This is a genomic window from Paenibacillus sp. FSL R7-0340 (assembly GCF_038002205.1).
In the GTDB taxonomy this organism is placed as follows: domain Bacteria; phylum Bacillota; class Bacilli; order Paenibacillales; family Paenibacillaceae; genus Paenibacillus; species Paenibacillus polymyxa_B.
Map to the genome: position 1 here is coordinate 4,433,700 of NZ_JBBOBY010000001.1, position 20,375 is coordinate 4,454,074.

At 47.6% G+C, this 20,375-nt stretch carries 20 protein-coding genes; 9 read left to right on the forward strand and 11 right to left on the reverse strand.

What is annotated here, in order from left to right:
• The first annotated feature begins 54 nt into the window (after nucleotides 1-54).
• Both MKX59_RS19725 and MKX59_RS19730 read left to right on the forward strand, forming a co-directional pair.
• Nucleotides 55-384 (forward strand): YtrH family sporulation protein, encoded by a 330-nt coding sequence (locus MKX59_RS19725; protein ID WP_013309582.1) that lies wholly within the window; start codon nucleotides 55-57, stop codon nucleotides 382-384.
• A 12-nt stretch (nucleotides 385-396) separates the two neighbouring features.
• Complete coding sequence (locus MKX59_RS19730; protein WP_023987904.1) at nucleotides 397-894, forward strand: hypothetical protein; 498 nt, start codon at nucleotides 397-399, stop codon at nucleotides 892-894.
• A gap of 44 nt (nucleotides 895-938) precedes the next feature.
• Here MKX59_RS19730 and MKX59_RS19735 read toward each other — a convergent pair whose 3' ends face one another.
• The 3 genes from MKX59_RS19735 to MKX59_RS19745 all read right to left on the reverse strand — a co-directional run bounded on the left by MKX59_RS19735 (nucleotide 939) and on the right by MKX59_RS19745 (nucleotide 3,172).
• On the reverse strand, nucleotides 939-2,273 hold the full coding sequence (locus MKX59_RS19735) for a DRTGG domain-containing protein (RefSeq protein WP_013309580.1): 1,335 nt from the start codon (nucleotides 2,271-2,273) through the stop codon (nucleotides 939-941).
• A 197-nt stretch (nucleotides 2,274-2,470) separates the two neighbouring features.
• A complete protein-coding gene (locus MKX59_RS19740) occupies nucleotides 2,471-2,755 on the reverse strand; it encodes a hypothetical protein (RefSeq protein ID WP_013309579.1) in 285 nt (94 codons plus the stop codon).
• 72 nt (nucleotides 2,756-2,827) lie between these two features.
• Entirely contained in the window at nucleotides 2,828-3,172 is a 345-nt protein-coding gene (locus MKX59_RS19745) for a YlbF family regulator (RefSeq protein ID WP_013309578.1), read from the reverse strand.
• Nucleotides 3,173-3,334: 162 nt separating this feature from the next.
• Here MKX59_RS19745 and MKX59_RS19750 point away from each other — a divergent pair, with 162 nt between their 5' ends.
• Genes MKX59_RS19750 through MKX59_RS19775 form a run of 6 tightly spaced genes read left to right on the forward strand, consistent with a single transcriptional unit; the run spans nucleotide 3,335 to nucleotide 10,108 of the window.
• A complete protein-coding gene (locus tag MKX59_RS19750) occupies nucleotides 3,335-4,705 on the forward strand; it encodes a YheC/YheD family endospore coat-associated protein (RefSeq protein WP_023987902.1) in 1,371 nt (456 codons plus the stop codon).
• A 43-nt stretch (nucleotides 4,706-4,748) separates the two neighbouring features.
• On the forward strand, nucleotides 4,749-5,903 hold the full coding sequence (locus MKX59_RS19755) for a YheC/YheD family endospore coat-associated protein (RefSeq protein ID WP_069080141.1): 1,155 nt from the start codon (nucleotides 4,749-4,751) through the stop codon (nucleotides 5,901-5,903).
• A gap of 12 nt (nucleotides 5,904-5,915) precedes the next feature.
• Nucleotides 5,916-7,286 (forward strand): YheC/YheD family endospore coat-associated protein, encoded by a 1,371-nt coding sequence (locus tag MKX59_RS19760; protein WP_013309575.1) that lies wholly within the window; start codon nucleotides 5,916-5,918, stop codon nucleotides 7,284-7,286.
• Entirely contained in the window at nucleotides 7,283-8,392 is a 1,110-nt protein-coding gene (locus tag MKX59_RS19765) for a YheC/YheD family endospore coat-associated protein (protein WP_053325093.1), read from the forward strand. The genes MKX59_RS19760 and MKX59_RS19765 overlap by 4 nt, the downstream gene beginning before the upstream one ends.
• 16 nt (nucleotides 8,393-8,408) lie before the next feature.
• Nucleotides 8,409-8,924 (forward strand): GNAT family N-acetyltransferase, encoded by a 516-nt coding sequence (locus tag MKX59_RS19770; RefSeq protein WP_023987899.1) that lies wholly within the window; start codon nucleotides 8,409-8,411, stop codon nucleotides 8,922-8,924.
• Nucleotides 8,906-10,108, forward strand: coding sequence for a YheC/YheD family endospore coat-associated protein (locus MKX59_RS19775; protein ID WP_340858794.1), 1,203 nt, complete (start codon nucleotides 8,906-8,908; stop codon nucleotides 10,106-10,108). Before MKX59_RS19770 ends, MKX59_RS19775 begins: the two co-directional genes overlap by 19 nt.
• A gap of 103 nt (nucleotides 10,109-10,211) precedes the next feature.
• Here MKX59_RS19775 and MKX59_RS19780 read toward each other — a convergent pair whose 3' ends face one another.
• From MKX59_RS19780 to MKX59_RS19790, 3 genes are all read right to left on the reverse strand, one after another.
• Complete coding sequence (locus MKX59_RS19780) at nucleotides 10,212-10,913, reverse strand: HAD family hydrolase (protein ID WP_013309571.1); 702 nt, start codon at nucleotides 10,911-10,913, stop codon at nucleotides 10,212-10,214.
• 84 nt (nucleotides 10,914-10,997) lie between these two features.
• A complete protein-coding gene (locus tag MKX59_RS19785) occupies nucleotides 10,998-11,660 on the reverse strand; it encodes a class I SAM-dependent methyltransferase (RefSeq protein WP_023987896.1) in 663 nt (220 codons plus the stop codon).
• Between the two features lie 25 nt (nucleotides 11,661-11,685).
• A complete protein-coding gene (locus tag MKX59_RS19790; protein ID WP_340858795.1) occupies nucleotides 11,686-14,493 on the reverse strand; it encodes a bifunctional glycosyltransferase/class I SAM-dependent methyltransferase in 2,808 nt (935 codons plus the stop codon).
• A gap of 433 nt (nucleotides 14,494-14,926) precedes the next feature.
• Between MKX59_RS19790 and MKX59_RS19795 the strand changes: the two genes are divergently transcribed.
• The gene (locus tag MKX59_RS19795) at nucleotides 14,927-15,997 is read left to right on the forward strand and encodes a glycosyltransferase family 2 protein (RefSeq protein ID WP_160789503.1); all 1,071 of its coding nucleotides are present in this window, start codon (nucleotides 14,927-14,929) and stop codon (nucleotides 15,995-15,997) included.
• Nucleotides 15,998-16,246: 249 nt separating this feature from the next.
• Here MKX59_RS19795 and MKX59_RS19800 read toward each other — a convergent pair whose 3' ends face one another.
• The 5 genes from MKX59_RS19800 to yfkAB all read right to left on the reverse strand — a co-directional run bounded on the left by MKX59_RS19800 (nucleotide 16,247) and on the right by yfkAB (nucleotide 20,354).
• Entirely contained in the window at nucleotides 16,247-16,816 is a 570-nt protein-coding gene (locus MKX59_RS19800) for a manganese catalase family protein (protein ID WP_013309567.1), read from the reverse strand.
• A 33-nt stretch (nucleotides 16,817-16,849) separates the two neighbouring features.
• Nucleotides 16,850-17,299, reverse strand: coding sequence for a spore coat protein CotJB (locus MKX59_RS19805; protein ID WP_023987893.1), 450 nt, complete (start codon nucleotides 17,297-17,299; stop codon nucleotides 16,850-16,852).
• A gap of 1 nt (nucleotide 17,300) precedes the next feature.
• Nucleotides 17,301-17,525, reverse strand: a complete 225-nt coding sequence (locus tag MKX59_RS19810) for a spore coat associated protein CotJA (protein WP_025722540.1) — start codon at nucleotides 17,523-17,525, stop codon at nucleotides 17,301-17,303.
• A 240-nt stretch (nucleotides 17,526-17,765) separates the two neighbouring features.
• Nucleotides 17,766-19,115 carry a hemolysin family protein gene (locus MKX59_RS19815; protein WP_023987891.1) on the reverse strand — a complete coding sequence of 450 codons (1,350 nt, stop codon included), beginning with the start codon at nucleotides 19,113-19,115 and terminating at the stop codon, nucleotides 17,766-17,768.
• A 108-nt stretch (nucleotides 19,116-19,223) separates the two neighbouring features.
• Entirely contained in the window at nucleotides 19,224-20,354 is a 1,131-nt protein-coding gene (gene yfkAB / locus MKX59_RS19820; protein ID WP_340858796.1) for a radical SAM/CxCxxxxC motif protein YfkAB, read from the reverse strand.
• Nucleotides 20,355-20,375: the final 21 nt, after the last annotated feature.

Genomic DNA, 20,375 nt, shown 5'->3' on the forward strand with positions numbered 1-20,375 from the left:
AGACCTCGGCGGACAAGCGCGGTCCTGATTCGTATACCTAAGGAGGAAAAGAGCATGAGCACTTTTATATCCAAAGCGATTCTCGACTTCTTCATTGCCTTCGGCATCGTGCTCGGGGGAGCCATGCTCGGCGGAATGGGAGCTGTGGTATCGCTTCAGCCGCCTACCCAGACGATGCTGGAGGTTGCTGGAAGAATTAAAATATGGGCGCTTGCCGCTGCTGTGGGGGGGACGATGGACCCGATCCGGGTCATTGAAAGCAATATGTTGGATGGTAATTTGTCACCTGCCATTAAGCAGATATTGTATTTGATTTTCGCCTTTTTAGGCGCTCATATGGGTGCAGAGCTGGTCAAGTGGGTATGCGGCAACGGACGGCCGTGAGGTGAAACGACTATGAGAGTCCCCCCTTTTGAGCGCCTGCGCCCTTTTATGCAATTATCCTCCGTCTTTGTACTCGGTATGATTACGGGAGGAATGATCTACAATGCCATCTGGCATGCCAGCTTCAATCAGCTATGGACGAACAACCAGGATCTTCAATTCCAGCTCCAGCAAGCCGAGGAGGACAACAAAACATTGCGCAAATACAGCAAGCGCCAAACCGTTGTCAAAGAGATCAAGCTGATTCCGGAGGAAGCTTCGGCCGAAAAAATTGATTCTATTAACCTAAAGGAACTTCTGCGCCGTGTCAGTCGTGATCTGGAGGTGCTGCGTGGCAGAGATATGTTTGAGATTGACTCTGACAGCAAGCTGGTACGTATGTTGCTGCACCAAAAAAAATACACCGTTCGTGACAAGGAGTATACGATCCAGGTCAAAACGATGCTTGTAATGGAAGGTGTGCTGCAAATTTGGCTGGAAGCAAAAGAAAGATTGCCTGAAAGCCACTAAGTCGATCTATTCGCCTTCACACCTTGCTCCAATCCATTGGTAGACTAACCATGTTCAATGGATTGAAGCGTCATCACTGCTTTGCATACCAAATGATTTTCCCGTGAAATTGCAATTTCTAGCTTGCAGGTACGGCGACTCATCTCAAGCAACAACGGACGAAGAACGACAGCATCCTCTATCTGTACGGGTCTAATAAAATAAGTCGTTAAATTGTCCAGCACATAATCCTTGCCGGTCATGTCTCTAGCTGCCCGGTAGCCCGCTTGTGTCATCACGTTGACCAGTACGCCTTCCGAGATCGTACCTAAATTGGTCGCCATTTGCGGAATGATAAAACCGCGGAAAAATAACGATCCATCCTCATTACGCTCTTCAGCAAACCCGTTCCAGATCAACTGGTCGAACGTCTCGCCAAGTTGTGGCTGCTTTTGGGCGTTACGCAGCGCCTCCAGCACCTCACGCCGTGTAACGGACCCGAGCAGCTTGCGGTTGCGGTCCACGACCGGCAAGTAATCCACACCTTCCCACGCCATCATTTGCGCGGCTGAAGCCAGCGAGGTCTGGTAAGTGACCGTTATCGGATTGCGGATAAGACATTTATCCATCGTATGCTCAGGTTGAAGCCCCTCCACATCTTTGCGGCTGACGATACCAATTAAACGATTCCATTCATCCACTATTGCAAAATGATGATGTCCAGTCGTCACCGAAAGTTCTTCAAACTCGGTAAGCGTGCTGTTGATTTTCAAGGTCAACGTTTTCGGTTTGCCTGCCGCAATGTCTTCAATCAGCATAATTTTCTTTTTGATCAAGCGGTCAAATATGGCTCTATTAATCATAGATGCCACTGTAAAAGTATCATGGCGTGAGGAAATAATCGGCAGACTGATCTTGTCTGCGAGCTGCTTAACCTCTCGGCTCGTACCGAATCCCCCTGTAATCAGCACACCTGCCCCCTGCTCCAATGCAAGTGAATGCGCATCCTCACGGTTACCAACGATCAGCAAACTGCCAGCGTCAATATAACGGGCCATAGCTTCCTCGCGCATCGCCCCAATAACATACTTGTGCAAGGGCTTCTCCAGCCCCTCACTTCCGCCCAGCACATGTCCCTCTACAATATTCACGACATCTGCAAAGGTCAGCTGCTCGGACAAGCCGCGCGGACGCTTCTCTACTCGTACTGTTCCGATCCGTTCCTTGGTAATGACAATTCCCAGGTTCTCGGCTTCCTTCACGGCCCGATAGGCCGTTCCTTCGCTGACGCTCATTTCTTTAGCCAACCTGCGCACAGAAATTTTGGAGCCTATTTTCAACTGCTCGATATGTCGCAATAGCTGCTCATGCTTCGTAACTGTTTCATCTAGCCCGTCCAACTCTGTTACACCCCCAACGTTCAATCTGTATCATTCTGTATCTATTATAGCACAAAATCCCTTTATTTTAGACCTTTGTTCATTTTGAGTTTTCTGCTTCGGAAATAGCAAAAAAGCGATCCCCTCTATTACAAGGAACGCTTCTTACTATGATTGATTTGTATCTGGGGGCAAGCCCAGGACAAGCTAAAAAAAACTCACTGCATGCTACCTTTGTCAGCTTTTTTATCCCATTTCATCTGCCACTGCTGCATTTTGGCCCGCCGCACACGCTCCAGCGTTTTGCGCTTTTCCTCATCCACACCCAGCAAAAAATGCATGTTCGCCCCGATGACTAGCAGCGCAAAAAGTACCCATACTATTCCAAAGCCGTTGACCCAGTTCAAACCGCCTGCAAGCGAGATGCGTGGTAACGCAACCAAGACCATAGCCAGCGCAATCAGTGTGTACAAACCGTGTTTCCATTTTTTAAAAGAACCCAATCGTATCCCTTCCTCTCCCTGTGACTCTATGTATCTAGTCTATGAGAGGACAGGAAGGAATATGAGACAAACTTACAGAGATGAACCGTACAAATCTTGAAGACTGTCTGCAATAATTTTGTTAACATCCTCAATAATCACGCTCAAGCGGCGTTCAGCGTCGAACAGGCGTCGGATGTTGAGGTTCAAGCTAAGTACCTCAAACAGCTTCTCCATCTTTTCCATCTCTTCCTGTGCTGGCATATCGCCGCTCATCATCCGTTGCTGTACTTCCATTTGGCGTTCACGGAAATCGTCGAGCATTTTCTTAGCTTCTGGATCGGTTTCGATCAGCTTCATCGCTGACGTAATTTCCTCTACCTCTTTGCTTTCCTTCAATGCTTTCGCTAAATCATGGGCTTTGTCATAGATGTTCATGATTGTTTATTCCTCCAATACAAGTTTAGTGTCAACATTTCACATTGTCCGTCAATCACCAAGGGATATATGTCCTCATATGATGAATCAGTGCTATTACAGCCCATTCACGTTTCCCGTTACTTTCAAGACATCAAGTTGCTGCCCGGAAGGAGATCCACGATGTCCATCAAAAAAACAACGATTCAAATCATCGGATCGGGCATCTTGCAGGATGACGTACTCATGGTCGGCGAGTCCCTGCTTCGCAAATGGAAAATATCCGCTGGCCACCCCGTTCAGCTCGCCTTCGGTTCGTTCCGCCAAGAGGTTACCGTCATATCGGTGCCCCGCTACAGCGGCCTACGTGTGGGAAGCGTGCTAGCCCGAAAAATGGGGCTTCATGCCAATTGTGATCTGCGAGTAACCTACAGCCGAGGTCGCCGGACACTTCGAGTGGGCCCACTTATTAGCGTGCTGGTCAGTCGGGACTATCCCGAACAGCCCGACAAGCCTTTCGGGTCGATCACCCTGTTCTGCCGTGAACTAGTCGGGGAATGCCGCAGACAAGGAGCATATGTGTATTTTTTCACCCCGGAGCATATCGGAAGTCAGCCCGGGCGAGTTCAGGGATGGGTGTATGACGGAGGCTGGAAAAAGACGGTCATGCCCGCCGGCGATGTCGTCAATAATCGTCTTACCTCCCGTAAACTCGAGAACAGAACTAGCGTACAGCATTTCATGAAAGAAGTAAAATCGCAGTACGGCACGACCATTTTTAACGAAAAGTTTCTGGATAAGAATGAAGTATTTGATGCGCTTAAATCAAATTCTTCCCTGCGCAAGTATTTACCCGAGTCCCACTTGCTGCAAACCTTTGCTGTTTTCAAAAAAATGTGCAACCAGTATCCCGCTGTTTTTCTCAAGCCAGTGCGCGGAAGCTTAGGTAAAGGCATAATGCGCATTAACAAGCAAACCGATGGCACCTTTTCGGTGTTATCCACAACAGCGGGCACGCCCCGCAAGCAAACGTATGCCAACGTAGATAAGCTGTACAAAAGCTTAGCGGGAAAAATGAAAACAACACGCTTTCAACTCCAACAGGGACTTACCTTGATTGATCACGGTAAGCGTCCGGTCGACTTTCGTGCGCTTGTACAGAAAAATTCGTCCGGAACCTGGACCGTAACATCCATTGTCGCCCGGATCGCTGGAGGAAGCCACTTTGTGTCCAATCTGGCAAGAGGCGGCACGCTGAGCACAGTCAAGGAAGCACTTGCCAAAACCACGCTGCCCGCAACCGTTAAATCGAATGGGCATACCTCTCTGAAAACAGCAGCACTGGATATCGCAAGCGGAGTGGAAAAAGAAATTCCCGCCCATTTCGCGGAATTTGGTATTGATCTGGCAATAGATAGCACAGGGCGCATCTGGTTGCTGGAGGTCAATTCTAAGCCATCAAAGAATGACAACACGCCGTTAAATGATCAGAAAACTCGCCCGTCCGTTAAAAAAATGATTGAATACTGCTGTTATTCAGCCGGCTTCAAATGAATTCATCTCTTCCAGAGTCTGGCTGCCAAAGGAGCTGTTGTCGGTGTCTCTTGTTGTGCCAGGTACGCTGGGCGTGCTTGTTAGCCGGAATCAGGCCGTCACTCCCCCTATTACCGAAGCCGATTTTTGCCGCAGGCTAAGTCTGTTGGGCAGGCGCTCTGGTCTTAGCGTAATGGCGTTTACCGCCGAAGGAGTCTCACCTGAAGATCACTCCATACGAGGTTATGTTTATCGTAACGGAGTATGGACATCCGGCCGCTTTCCGTTGCCGGACATTGTGTATAACCGCTGTCTCCATGTCCACGAGAGCCAGAATGTCAGGCGCACACTGGAAGACATGGCGGAGCAAAAATCGCGCAAGCTCATCTACTGGTCGCGTAACTTACCTGGCAAATGGCAGGTGTATCGCGCTTTGCATGCGGTAGATAAAGTGCGTCCCTTTGTGCCGCCTACGGCGCCTTACCGAGACACGACTCAGCTTGTGGAATGGCTACGACGCCATTCGGAGCTGTTTATGAAGCCACAGACCGGAACACATGGCAAGAGCACACTGTATCTCCGGCTGGCAGAAGGAGGGCAGGGACTACTTGTACAGGGTAGAGACTCCCGTAACCGCCCGTTCCGGCGCTCGTTTTCCGAATTGGATGCAGGATTGTCATGGATCCACGGAATTGCACACAAACGCGCTTATATCGTGCAGCCTTATTTGAAATTAACAAGCCAAAGCAATCATCCCTTTGATGTTCGCGCACTCATGCAAAAGGATGGCAACGGCTATTGGTGCCTGACGGGCTTTGCCGTAAGAGAAGGCAGAAAAGGAACCCTGACTTCTAATCTGCACGGTGGAGGCGAAGCCCATCCTGCTGAGCCTTACCTTCGTGAACAATTTGGCGCGGACACCACGCGTCTCATCATCAGGCAGATGATGACGCTGTCCTTGACCATTACCAGGGCGCTGGAGGAACGTTATGGCCGCCTTGGCGAGTTGGGAATTGATTACGGTATTGACCGGATCGGGAACATCTGGCTATTGGAGGTTAATTCCCGACCTGGGCGGGCCTCCTTTTTTCAGACCCGTCAGCCAGAGTGCGCTTTCCAGTCGGTCAACCGCCCGCTCGAATATGCTCGATATTTAATGACCCATTCCAAAGCGACAGGGCCAAAGGGCGCGGACGCCTCCCTTGAACATACGGTATAGGAGGATAAACAGATGAGTTTAACGCATTGCAATGTGCATTTCTCACAGCAGCCCGACAAGGTGGCGTATATATCCACTGCCTTGTTGAAAAGCCTTAAATTATCCGGAGCCAAGTCCGTTCGTCTGCGGCTCGGTAAGGATCAGATCCCCGCTACAGTAAAACCAATTCAGAAGGCGGGACGCCATCTATACTTGACCTCCGGCTTACGTAACGCAATCCGTGTTCCCAAAAGCGGGTCCATCTATTTGCGAAATCTGGATGGTGATATACAGCTAGGGCCGTTGATTGGCGTGCTGTCTGACGGTACCACCTCCACCACTCGCCCTTTCGGATCACGCACAGGCTTTATTAAGCAACTGCTGAAGGAAGGTAGCAAAAAATCGTATATTTTTGCCTTCACCCCTCGGGATATCAACTGGCAAAATGATACGATTAACGGCTATTTTCTGTCATCCAGCGGGGAATTCACACGTAAACTTGTACCTTTGCCAGACGTGATCTATAATCGTTTGCCGAGCCGTCGCTCTGATTTTTCCCCGGCGATCAATCAACTACGCGAACGCTTTTCCCGCAAACGAATTCCCTTCTTTAACTGGAGCTTTTTCAATAAGTCCGATATCTATAATCTGCTGGAGAATAACCCAGATGTTAACCGCTATGTCCCTGAATCATACACGAATCCCAGCTCTGAACGTATCCGAAGTATGCTGGAGCGACATCAATTTGCTTATTACAAGCCAAGTGGAGGCAGTCTCGGTAAAGGAATCTACCGTCTGTCCCATGTTCCCAAGCAAGGATATTATGTGAGGTACCGTAAGAAAAATAGCAATGTATTGCTAAAATTCACCTCTTTTAACTCCATGCTCAGGATGCTTCACTCCAATCAGGGACAGATGCTAAAGGGTTATGTCATTCAACAGGGCATCCAGCTGATCGAGATTGACAATTGCCCGATTGATTTCCGGTTTCACATGCATAAAAATGGAAATAACCAGTGGGTCGTTGTCGGCATTGGAGCTAAAAAATCCGGACGTGGCAGTGTCACAACCCATATCAAAAATGGTGGCTCCCTTATGACACCTGAACAGGCGTTGAACCGGGTATTCGGAGACCGGGCGGGTGAAGTGCTTCAACGTGCCAAGAACGTAGCAGTTACGCTCGCTGAAGCCATTGAACACCACCACCAGCATCTACTGGGTGAAATCGGCTTTGATCTGGGCATTGATCAGGATGAAAAGGTATGGATGTTTGAAGCCAACTCCAAGCCAGGCCGATCCATTTTTCAGCATCCATCGTTGCGTGCGGAGGGTAAAGCATCCGTGGAGCATATTTTGGACCACTGTCTTTACCTCAGTAAATTCCGCAGAAAAGAGGAACTATGAATACCCGGGCGGAGCATAAGCCAGTCGTTGCTGTATTGACAGTGCACGACGAAGGGCAATTTTTCAAGGGCAATCAGCGCAATTTCAGGGATATTCTTGAAACGGGAACACGGATGGGATATCAGGTGTACATTGTTACCGTCAGGGACCTGAAACTGGCAGATGAGACGGTTAAGGGCTATGTCTTCAACAAGAGCTTACAGACGTGGGAGGAACAGAATTTCCCACCTCCACAGGTCATTTATAATCGCATCCCAAACCGTAATTATGAACTTAAAACCTCTGTGCGCACAAAGTTGGATGAAATTTCACATGCCTCAGGCATTGAACTGTACAATCCAGGCTTTTTTAACAAATGGGAACTGTTCAAGTGGTTGCGTACCTCGGAAACCACTCGTCAGCTTGTTCCGGCAACCAAACGGTTAAGCAACCTGTCTTCATTAGGAAAAATGCTGTCTGCGTATCCATACCTGTATCTCAAGCCGGAAAACGGTAAGGCCGGAAAAGGGATTATGATTCTTAAATTCCACCCAGACCATCTCATGGCTTACAGACTGACCATTCAGCATGACAAAAAAAGTGTAACCTACAAATCTGTATCGCTATCCCGGCTGTGGGGACGTATCCGCCGGGAAGCAGGCAACTCGCCTTATATCATTCAACAGGGTATCGATCTGGCAACCTATCAGAAAAAACCCTTCGACCTGCGTATCCTGGTACAAAAAAATATCCGTGGCTCCTGGAGTATAACCGGGGTCGGTGCCAGACTGGCGGGTAAAGGGAGCATCACCACACATGTCCCGCGTGGCGGGAGTGTAGAGGACCCGTTCAAGCTGCTGTCCTCGCTGTTTGGGCCTGAGGACAGCACGGATCTACTGAACAAAGTTAAAAGTACGGCCATACAGATTGCACGTCAAATTGAACGTGCATCCGGTCTTTCTCACGGCGAAATGTCCATGGATTTGGGCGTGGATACGCTCGGAACACTCTGGTTTTTTGAGGCCAATGCCAAACCGATGAAATTTGACGAGCCGGAAATCCGCCAAAAGTCGCTTAGACGCATATTCCAGTACAGCTCCTTTTTGGCCGGACGATTGAAATCATGATCAAGGAAGTGGAATCATGCCGCAAATTAGCGATGTTCAACATTTGCCTGCCCGGAGCTGGCTACTGAGACGACGACAGTTGCTGTTTTTGGCCCGCAGTTCAGGGGGCATGCGCATTACTCGTAATGCTCTGCGGCAGTTGGCAGTTTTAACGCCCGAGCTATTGAACACCCCTGGCTCCTCCCTCCTGTGCGCATATGTGCGCACGGAGAAGGGGCTGCGGATTGCGGGATTTTCCCTCGCTCTGAATTACGGGAAGGATGCTTGCATCGTAATTGTTCGTCCGCTTTACCGGGGCCGCAGACTGGGCGCTAGACTGCTGTCCGCCCAGCTCAAACAGCTGCGCCGTCTGACGTGCAGCGTAGCCGCCGACAATATGTCCAGTCTCAAAACCTGTTTCCGCGCTGGACTTGTTGCGCACGAAATGACGACTGGACCGACCGGGAAACCCACGCTGATATTTCACGGGGAGTTATCCCAAGATAAGCAGACGGCAGAGGAAGGTGGAATGCTGTGCCAAAACCTGTCCTAGGCATCATGACCTTGTATTTGAACAACAAGAAGCAATTGGAGGAGCGCGACATATATGAGCGCATGATTGCAGAAGGGAAAAGGCTGGGACTGGATATATATGTATTCACTCCTGCAGATGTCCACAAGGATCGCAGGCTGCTCCTTGCCCAAATCTATGATCCACACAGCGGAAAATGGACCCGAAAATGGCGAGAGTTTCCAGATATGATTTTCGACCGTTGCCGGGTACAGCGCAGTGAGCGATATCGTCAGTTGAAGCAGTTCCGATTGCAATACACAGACCTTGTATATTTAAACCGACCGCTGAGTAACAAGTGGGTCATTCATCAGCAGCTTGCGAGGAGGTCTGCCTTTCGCGCCCATTTGCCTGCAACAGAGCTGTTCAGTGGATTTCATAGTGTAAAACGGATGCTTAAACAGAATTCACTAGTGTACCTCAAGCCGATTAACGGTACGGGAGGCCGCGGCATTTTACGTATTGAACCTGTTAACAAGCAAGGAGGCCTGTATCTGATTGAGGGCCGCAATCGCAAACGCCATATTATTCCCCAGCAGCGGGTACGTCTAGACCGTCTGGAGCCGCGTCTGAGCAGCTGGAACATGGATAACTACATTGTTCAGGAAGGCATTCCTGTGCAGTTGCCGAATGGCAGAGTCCATGATTACCGTATGCTGGTACAGAAAAATAGCCAAGGAGTATGGGAGCTAACCGGATGTGCCGGGCGAATCGGGGCACATCGGAGTGTCACTTCCAACCTGCATGGTGGAGGCAAGGCGGTACCGATGAGCCAATTGCTGACGCAATGGATTCGTGATGAAAGCCATAGAGAGAAAATCATCAAGCAAGGGGAAAAACTCGGACTGGACATCGCTGCATATCTGGAAGAAAGCTACGGGGCATTGTGCGAGCTTGCGCTCGATTTGGCAATTAATAAGGACGGTCATATATACGTGCTGGAAGTCAACCCGAAGCCAGCCCGTGAGGTCTTTTCACGTATTGGTGAAAAAGAAACCTATCGCCGTTCCATCGCCAAGCCCATGGAATATGCTTTGTGGGTCTACCACACACAAATTAATCCTAAGCCTCAGACGGACTACAAAGCAGAAGATAAAACAGAAGATAAAGCAGAAAATAAGACAGAGAATAAGACAGAGAATAAGACAAAGGAAGGCTCCACGTAAAGTGGCTGCCTTCCTTTCTTTTTTCGTCTGCCCGACAGTACCAGCATGTTTTAATTATATGGTGCGTCGAGCCTATTTATAACCAATTACCTGTGTTTCACAGTTACTCGGCGTTTTTATAAAGTGTAAGCAGTTGCGTAAAGTCTGTAATAATCGCATCGGACCCCTTCAACTCATCGTTCACACCAAATCCAGCATAAGCGCAACCGATCACCGTCTGTCCGTTCTTTTTGCCTGCTTCCACATCTGAGGAACGATCTCCTACCATCCATACGTTCGAAATATCGTGCTTGCTCAACAGAATTTCCAGCAAATTCACTTTGGAAAGCGTGCTGTACTCCCCAGCACTGTACAGTCCTTCAAAAATGGGAACCATTTCATACGCAGCAGCGATCCCCTTTACATAGTCCTCCAGCCCGTTACTGGCTACGAACAATCGAACACCTTGCTCATGAAGGGTCTGGAGTGTTTCTTTTACATGTGGATACAGGGCATGACTTCCGTTCTTCAATCCTTCCAGTTCCAGCTGAAGCAGCAGCTCGTCCGCTCTTCTATGGGCCGCTTCGCTGGCTTCCGGCATCACTCTTCTCCAGATTTCATCCAGCAGCATGCCCAAACTATTCAAAATAAGCTCCTCGGGAGGAGTCTCTCCTTCATAAAGCCCTTCGGCGCGCAGCGTATCAAACAGCTTGTGGTACGCAGGAAGCAATAGCGTCTCCGTCTGAAAAAGTGTACCGTCCATATCAAATACCATAGCCTCAGGTTTCTTCAACACAGGTGCATTGTTCATGTAGTTATCAGTCATTCCTTTCCTATGTAGGTTTACAACTCTAACCCCTCTCATGATAAGCAATAAGAGAGGTCCGTGTAAACCTCATTGCGCATACCGCTAACTCTTATATTTTTTTAAAACAGTCCTGAAACAATGCAAACCACCCCACATATCCGTGTGTAAAGCACCCCGTGGAAGCTTGAGATCCACACCATTCCAATACGAAAATCCCGCCTGCTCTATCCATTGCTCCATCGCTGACAGGTCCACTGTAGGGTAATCAAACGTCAGCAGAAGCATTCCGTCATCGCGTAAGGTCCGGTGAAATTCACGTAAGGCTGCCAAAGATTCATCAGGTGTTAAATGCTCCAGCACCGAAATACATACAATTTTGTCAAAACTGGCATCCTCATAGGGCAGAGCCGTCAGATTGGCATGTGCGGAGTGGAGCCGAACTGGCAAAATCTCCTGAATGCGCTCGGCAGCCTCCTCTCCGATATCCCGCCGCACCTCGGCCAAAATGGCATCCACGGAAATGATCCGAATATCCAGATCGCAGGCATAGACCTGAGCGCAACGGCGGGCCAACTCAAATTTGAATGGATGTGGGATTCCACATGCTGCGTCCAGCACTGTATCTTGCCCAGACATAAATTGAAGACACCACTCATACTCATAGGGGCGACTCCACCAGCTTTGGGGGAGTCTGTAAATCATGCTGGAGGAGTTGGGATCAGAATATACAAAAAAGCGAGACAGATACGGGTCAGACATGTTCATGGATGCTGCCTCCTTTTAGGGATGATTAAATTACTCTTGCGACACAGCACAGTTCATGACCCCGTTTCTCGCCTTGAAGTTTGGCTAACAATCCCATTTGCTCCGTAAAGGCAAGCTCACCGTACAAAGGATGGGCTTGCAGCAGGGCATCCAAACCAGAGGGAAGTTGGCGGGTGAACATAGCCACTGGGCGGAAGCCAGACTTTGCTAGTAAGAGCGCAAGCGTGTGCTCAGAATAATGATACAAATGATCTTCCTCCGTAAATAAAGGCGAATAAACACCATAAGCCTCATTGGTGAACGAGTTTTTGTTGGGCACCGTAATATATAACGTTCCGTCAGGTTGAAGCTGTTCGCCTAAATCTGTCAAAAATGTAACAGGGTCCGCAATATGCTCCAACACATGCCAGCATGCTACGGCCTCGTATTTATGATCCAGTGCTAAGTCAGTATCTTCTTCTGCTTCTTGTTCTTCATTCAATTCCTGTATTTCATGTGCTTCTTCGGTTTGAGTATCTTCTTCGGCTTCATCGCCCCAGTAACCCGGCAATAAATCCACGTCATATTTGTATTTGGCGTAAGCACGCGAGTCTATGGAAGGTTCAATGCCCACTGCATCCCAGCCGGCTTGAAGGGCAGCATGGATAAATTCTCCGGTACCTGATCCAATCTCAAGCAATTTTCCTTTACCGGTACTGAACATATCCAGCAGCATGAGTCCAAAAAGGGCATGATCTCCATAAGTTGAAGTTGCTGCACTATCCCGCATAGCAACCCATTCGGCATTATAAATTTTTGCAATCATATCCTCTGGCTGTATATGATCCACATCATTACGAAAAACCAATCCGCAGGAGCCGCATCCCATCAAGGTAAAGCGTTCATAGCTATGAAATACTGCCGTGTCGGATGAGCCACACAGTTTGCATTTACTATAAAGTAAGTCCTTTGTTTCACTTTTTATTTGTAGGTCGGAATTATTAATAACCTGGACACTCGCAATCTCAGCAACATCCATGGCGTTCACATCATCGGCAGCTTCATACTCTGGTGCAGTTTCTTTTTCTCCATTTATGTTGTCCTGATCTACCCAAAGCGTGAGTCGGGGGTTCGGGTCCAAAATAGATTCATATTGCTCTTTCCAGCCATAACGAGCACTTGGATCAAGCAACTGGTATCGCTGAAATTTGGCCATGCGAATAGCAGGTGTACACCATCCCCAATGCTGGATGCGGTAGTTGCTGATTTCACTGGGTAGGTCAAGCACATTTTCGGGAAATCTCCCACAGTGCAAGGACTGCTCCTTCCATTTATAAGAAAACCCTTCCTTATATCGAATTAAAAAAGGACGGTAATACTGATGAGCCTGCCAATAATCATCATCACGGTAATGCGTGGAAGTCCACATATCAAACAACCTGAAACAAATCGTATCCGCTTTCGTTCCCGCTAACAACGAATGTACCCCTTGAGCAAAACGGGATTCGAACATTTCGTCAGCGTCCATGTTTAATATCCATTCGGGAGAGGATGCCAACGTCTCTCTCCACTGCTGTTTTCGCAGCTCTAATTCATTGGTAAAAGAAGCTGTTTCATTGCGTATTAAACGCAATGGGATTCCCTTCAGGATCTCACGGCACAACTCTCCGCTATCATCCTGACTGCCATCATCAATAATGACCGCTTCATCAATATATTCCCGATGACTCCGCAGCACGTCAATGAGCTTGCGATCTGCCTCATTGTATACCGTCATGGTCAGCGTCAATTTGGGTTTGGAGACAGGCGGCGTATGAAGTTCACTTTGTCGTGGACCAGAGAATGTTTGTGGTACAGCAAAAGAATCTGCAGTGTACTTGGCAAAGACAGCTGACTCACGGAGATCATAAGGTATAACAGGAGGTTCAGAGAACTTAGAGGGACTTGATGATGCAGAATGATTGAAGGCAGGAGAGTTAGTAGAAGTATCGGAGTGATCCAGATATGCTAAATGTTCTGAATGGTCCGTATGAACACCACTCGTTGTAAAATACTTTAGGGTGAATAGTAGCTGCTCTGCCTTTATTCTGTCCGCTTCCCGGTACAGATGCATCGCCGGATAGTGTGTATCCACAAAAAGTGGAAATCCAAATGCAGCTGCCCGAATACAGAAATGTCGATCTTCTCCCCAATAGGAAACGTTTTTGATTTTACCAAAGTGAATCCCTGCTTCCAGTGCACGTCTGCGGATTAGGGTGCAAGCGCCTAGACCACCCACCTCGTACAAACCAGGAACATGCAATTGGTGTATGAAATGCAACTCGCGTTGCGCTCGCTCCTCTGCCGACAACACTTCGCCTTCTTCACGATGGAACAAATTATATTCATCACTAACCCACACCTGAGGCAATAGAGGCCCCTCCGGCTGCCAGCGTGTCCAGAAAATCTCAGATACAATATCCTTCTCCGCCTCTACCAGTTTACATAAGGTACGGGAATGGAGAATCAGGTCTGAATCGACCAAAAACAGCGCGTCATAATTATGCTGAAGTGCATAATCAATAAGACGATTTTTAAAATCAGCCACTTTCCAGACGAGGGCAGGCGGCCAATAATGAGTGTGCTCATCACTTCGGTTCTCCACTTGCTGTGAGCCTGTCAACAAGGGCAAAACCCTGCCTGGCAGTCGATTGGAAAAATCGGCAAGCCATTGGCTTGAAGTCGGATTGTCATTATCATCGACAAATAAATAATCGGGCAGCACGTCAGGTGCCTCCAGTCGCTCCAAAGCTTGAAGAAATAAAGACAATGTTTCCGGTTTCTGGTGCACCGGGCTACCGATTAGTATACGCATGATTCAACGCCTCCATCAGGTAGAAGCCTCATAAACCGTTCTCCCTCCATGTCCTAAGGCATACCATATGCGACCAAGCGATATGGGAGTGAGCGTGGTAGGAATGGACTTACACCTGGAAATATCAATGAAAACGACATCAATACAAAAATACAACCTTAACATCCAGTTAACTGCCTTTTTTCTGTTTTTCACCTGTTTTCCAACTACATTTAGCCATCAAATTTATTTCCCGGTCGCACTTGATAATATCGAATTTCGCACAATCTCCTCCCCCTTCATATCAGACTTTGATTTTCTAATTTATTAGAGCAAGTTTGAATTTATGATCATTACACATCCTCTAAATGCTCCATCGGAATTACTACATAATGAGCAAGCTATCCTACATAAAATGGAGATTATATCAAGTTTTTTGGGAGGGACAAAGAGCATGGTAACTGTCAGCTTATGTATGATTGTCAAAAATGAAGAAGAAGCACTTCATACCTGTCTGAAATCAGTCCATGACCTGGTAGATGAAATCATTATCGTTGATACTGGCTCTACCGACAGTACCCAAGAGGTAGCTGCATCGTTCAACGCTCGGATATACCCTTTTGAATGGTGTGATGATTTTTCCGCAGCCCGCAATTATGCGTTTGATCAGGCAACACAGGAATATCAATTTTGGCTGGATGCCGACGACATCCTAGAAGAGCAAGACCGACTGGCATTTCTCGACTGGAAAAAACAAGCCACCGTCTCGTATGACAGCATTACGATGGATTATGTGCTATCTGTAGATGAACAGGGGCAGCCGCTGCATAAGCTCAAAAGAAACCGAATGGTGCGACGTGATCGTAACTTCAGATGGATCGGATTTGTTCACGAATTCCTGAATGTGACAGGCAGTACCTTTCACAGTAATATGGCGGTGACTCATAAAAAGACACGTGCTTACACTGATCGTAATTTGCATATCTATCTCAAGCATCGGGAGCAAGGCACCGCATTTTCTGAACGAGATCACTACTACTTCGCTAATGAACTTTATGATAACGGACGCATACTAGAAGCCATCCAGCAGTACAAACACTATCTGGGTCTAGATCTCGGATGGATTGAAGATCGGATTGCTGCTTGCTTTAAGCTAGCGGATTGCTACGCTCACCAGGGTCAGAAACAGGAGCAGCGTATGGCTCTGCTTCGCACACTTAACCTTGATGTACCACGCGCACAGTTCTGCTGTGCCTTTGGCAATTTGTTCATTGAAGATGAGCAGTATACTCAAGCCATTTACTGGTTTCGTCAGGCGACGCTGATAGAGCCTCCACAAGATGTGATGGCCTTAACCAATTCCTCGTACTATACCTGGTTTCCACACTTGCAATTATGCCTGTGTTACGACCGAATCGGTGACATCGAAAAGGCAAAATCGCATCATCGCATCGCTCAGTTGCACCATCCTACCCATCCAAGCGTGTTATATAACGAGCAATATTTTGCACAACTGAAGCAATAGGGATGAGAAAGACGCGCCAGGGAAGGTCGTTTAATGTAGCCGGCCTTTTAGTCATCATGCCGATATGTGCTCGGCACGATACCCGGGCTGACAGCCTTCAATTTTTGGGGGCTTTTATTTTTGCCCCCTCATATATACAAATGCCCATTGCTACTCCTTGGGAACGACCATTTCATAGCTTAGATGACTTCAAAAGAAAAAAGTCTCCTGCAAGCTTAAGCTCACCAAGAGACCTTGTGTATCATTTTCTCAGAACACTTTCTTCCGGTCTCTTTCCCCCTTCAAAATTTCCACAGACTCATGGAAACGGAGCGAATGGATTATTTCACGTTCACGCAGAAACTTCAGACTATCCTGCAAATCCACATCATCGGTTAAATCAATCAGCCACTGATATGTAGCTCTCGCCTTTTCTTCTGCCGCAATATCCTCATACAAATCCGCAATTGGATCACCCTTGGCTTGAAAATAGGTCGCTGTAAAAGGAACTCCGCCTGCGCTCTGGTAATACAGCGCATGATCATGCGCCGCATAATATTCCCCCAGCCCGGCTGCCTTCATTTGCTCTACACTCGCATCCTTGGTCAGCTTGTAAATCATAGTCGCAATCATTTCGAGGTGCGCAAATTCTTCTGTACCTATATCATTAAGTACGCCGATAACCTTATCCGGAATCGTATACCGCTGATTCAGATACCGCAAAGCCGCCGCCAGCTCGCCATCCGCTCCACCATACTGCTCCATAAGCAGTTTGGCCATATGAGGATCACATTTGCTGACACGTACGGGATATTGCAGTTTTTTCTCATATACCCACATTCATGTTCCTCCTTTATAAAAGGTTGTACCTACCTAGACCTGCCACGGCCAAGGAGTTTGGTTCCATTCCCAAGGATACTTGGAATAGGCACGGCCAAAATTTTGTAAAGGCCCATATAAGATCTGGTACTCGTTAGCAATCGCCGTTCTTTCCTGCGTCAGCTTATTGAACTGTTCGATAGCCTGTAAATCATCCGGGTGTGTATTGAGATACAAATTCAGTTCCACCAATACAAAATCTACCGCCTGAAGCTTCTCCAACAGCGCATAAAACTGGGCATCACCCGGCTTGGTTTGGGGCGTGCAGCCTTGGGCTGGGTTTCCGGCTTGACTATAGTCCTGAGCTTGGCTCTGATACTGGTTCTGGTATGAATACGGATTTGAATAAGGGCTTTGATATGGATTCGGCTGTTGATACCCACTCTCATGCTGAATTTGCTGTTGGAATGGGTTTGGGGACTGACCCTGTTTTGGATTCTCCATTCTATTCGCCTCCCCCCTGGTTTCTCATAGGCTCATAAGGGCTGTAAAGTAGAGGCCATAGTGTCCCCTTCGTCAGCGCCTCATCTGGACTGAATTGCGGTAGACCAGGGGGCTGAAATTGTACAAATAAGTTTGGCGGAAGCACATAAGTCTTGCACAGGACGGGTGGACACGGATCGAACGGGCCGACAAACGGGGCATACTCACCTTGCTGTGGAAATTTCACGGGCCGGGACCTCCTTTGATTGATCCATCTGCTTTACTATTCAACATATGCCGCATCGCCCAAGTCTCGAACAAAAAATCACAGATAAAAATAATTGTTCAAAGAAAATAACTATAGAACTGTTTCTAATCAAAAAAGAGCCTTTAAAACCACGGTACGTGGATCTAAAGGCTCTTTCTTCAGCACTCTATAATAACTTACATACCTCAACTGATCTTACCTATCTCTGTGGATCAGGAATCAATCGGTAGAAAGCTCATCTTCAATCACAGGCTCAGGCTTGCGGTGAATCTTCACTCTCATTATGCGAAGCCTTGTTGCTTCCTCCACCTCAAAGGTAAGGTTATAAAACTCAATTTTCTTCCCTTTCACCGGAATGCCTTCCAATTCCTTGAACAGCCATCCCCCGATGGAATCCACCTCGTCGTCTTCAATATTCACTCCAGTCAAATCATTGACATCCTCAATGAGCATACGACCGTCCACAGAGATGAAGTTCTCCTTCATTTCCACGCTCGGGCGTTCATCCTCAAATTCATCATAGAGATCCCCGACGATTTCCTCCAAAATTTCCTCCGCTGTCAGCAGCCCGGCCGTTCCTCCGTACTCATCTACCACGAGAGTCATTTGGGAATGTTTTTTCTGCATAAGGCGTAGCACGTGACTCACTTCCATGGACTCCGGCACATTCAAAATCGGACGTACCACCGAAGCCAGATCCAGTTGCTCTCCCTGCTCAGCTAGCAGAAGATCCGTAATATGGACAAAACCGATAATCTGGTCTTTATCCTCAACCGCTACCGGGTAACGGGAATGCTTGGTCTCGCTGATAATCTTGAGATTTTCCTTAAACGACAAATTCGTGTACAAACAATCCATATCTGTACGCGGCAGCATGATTTCGCGGGCAAGCAAGTCAGAAAAATCAAAAATATTATCCATCAGCTTAATTTCGTCCTTATCAATCACACCGCTTTTGGCGCTCTGATTCATCAATATACGAATCTCTTCCTCCGAATGAGCCGCTTCGGCTTCACTCGCCGGCTGAATGCCGAATGCACGCAACAGTAAATTTGCCGCAGCATTCAGTACCCAGATCACAGGCAGAAAGACCTTATAAAAAAGCAGCAAAGGCGCCGATAAAAACAACGCCACACCTTCGGTCTTCTGAATCGCTAAGGACTTTGGCGCCAGTTCCCCCAATACGATATGCAAAAAGGTAATTACGCAAAATCCGACGATAACGGATACCGTTGTAATCAGTGTACCGTCAGTTACACCGAGTTTGTGCATGAGTGGCTCTATCAGGTAGCCGGATATTGCTGGCTCTCCAATCCAACCTAGGCCCAATGAAGCCAGCGTAATGCCCAATTGGGTGGCGGACAGATAAGCATCCAACTTTTGGTTCACCTTCAGCGCATAGCCTGCCAGGCGATGACCCTCGCTTTGGAGCTGCGTCAATCGGGATTGGCGCATTTTGACCAACGAAAATTCTGCGGCCACAAATACACCATTTAGAAAGACAAGCAGCAGTACCAAGAGGAGATTCACAGCTAGCAATCCCCAATGAAACTCGGTATGACCATCCAATACGAACTCCCCATTTCTATAGTTTGCATTTTGCATCTTTTGGTTTGCAAGCAATTCAATCCAAATTTTATTGATTGGAAGTTGCTAATTAAAATCATGCAAAAATACTCATAATTGTAATGCTTTTCTTGATTTAAAGTCTATTCCTTTGTAGTACATATCCGCCACGAGCAGGTTCGGTCCACAACAGGCAGCGGCATCACAATGACAGTTCACAGTCTGATTCAGCGGATGCTCATTCAGCCATTCACCAAAAATATCGTCCAGACTGTCTTCCTGAATGTTTCCGAAAGCCGGAATGTCTGCAAAATCCGTCACATACACGCTACCCGTGAACATATTCACATTCACACGGTTTCTTCCGTCTGGATCATTACGCACCGTAATATTCGGTTCCTGACGCAAGCGGCGAAGCAGTTTACGGTCTTCTTCCCGATCCGAACAAGCAAAGAACGGTAATGTCCCAAACAACATCCACATGTCCTGATTACGTACATCCAGCAGCTTATGGATAGAGTTTCGCATATCGTCGAGTGAAAGCACAGGCAAAGCAGAGGCAAAATTCGACGCATACATTGGATGAACTTCATGCCGTCGGCATCCCATTTCGTTGATTAACTGATGAATGCCCTCCAGCTTCGTGTGTGTCCGATAATTAATCATGGATTCAGCTGAAATGAACATTCCCATTTCACTCAATCTGCGGGTATTTTCCATCATTTTTTCATACAGGCGAACAGCGCCCGCACGTGGAGTCGGCCGGCCGGTATTTGCAAAACCCACTTCATAAAAATCGTCCGCATTCAAATAGTTAAACGAAATATGCATCACATCCAGATAAGGAAGCATCTTCTCATATCTGCGAATATCTAACGTCAGATTGGAGTTGATTTGCGAGCGAATACCGCGCTCCTTGGCATATTTCAGCAGTGGAACGATCACTTCATCCACTGTTTTATCGAGTAAAGCAGGTTCCCCGCCTGTAATACTGATGGTCTCCAGATGCTCGACTTCATCCAGACGCTTCAGCATTAGGTCTAACGGTAGGAAAGGGGCCTCCTTCATAACTAACATGTCGCCAACAGCGCAATGCTCACAGCGCATATTACATAGATGCGTTACGGTCATTTCCACACTCGTTAGCAAATGACGACCATGTGTACGCAGTGAGACAATCGGGTCCCACGGATCATAGGTTGGCGATATTTGGGGTAGCGTGTTATTTTGTAGAACTGTCATTATGTTTTCACCTTATTTCTG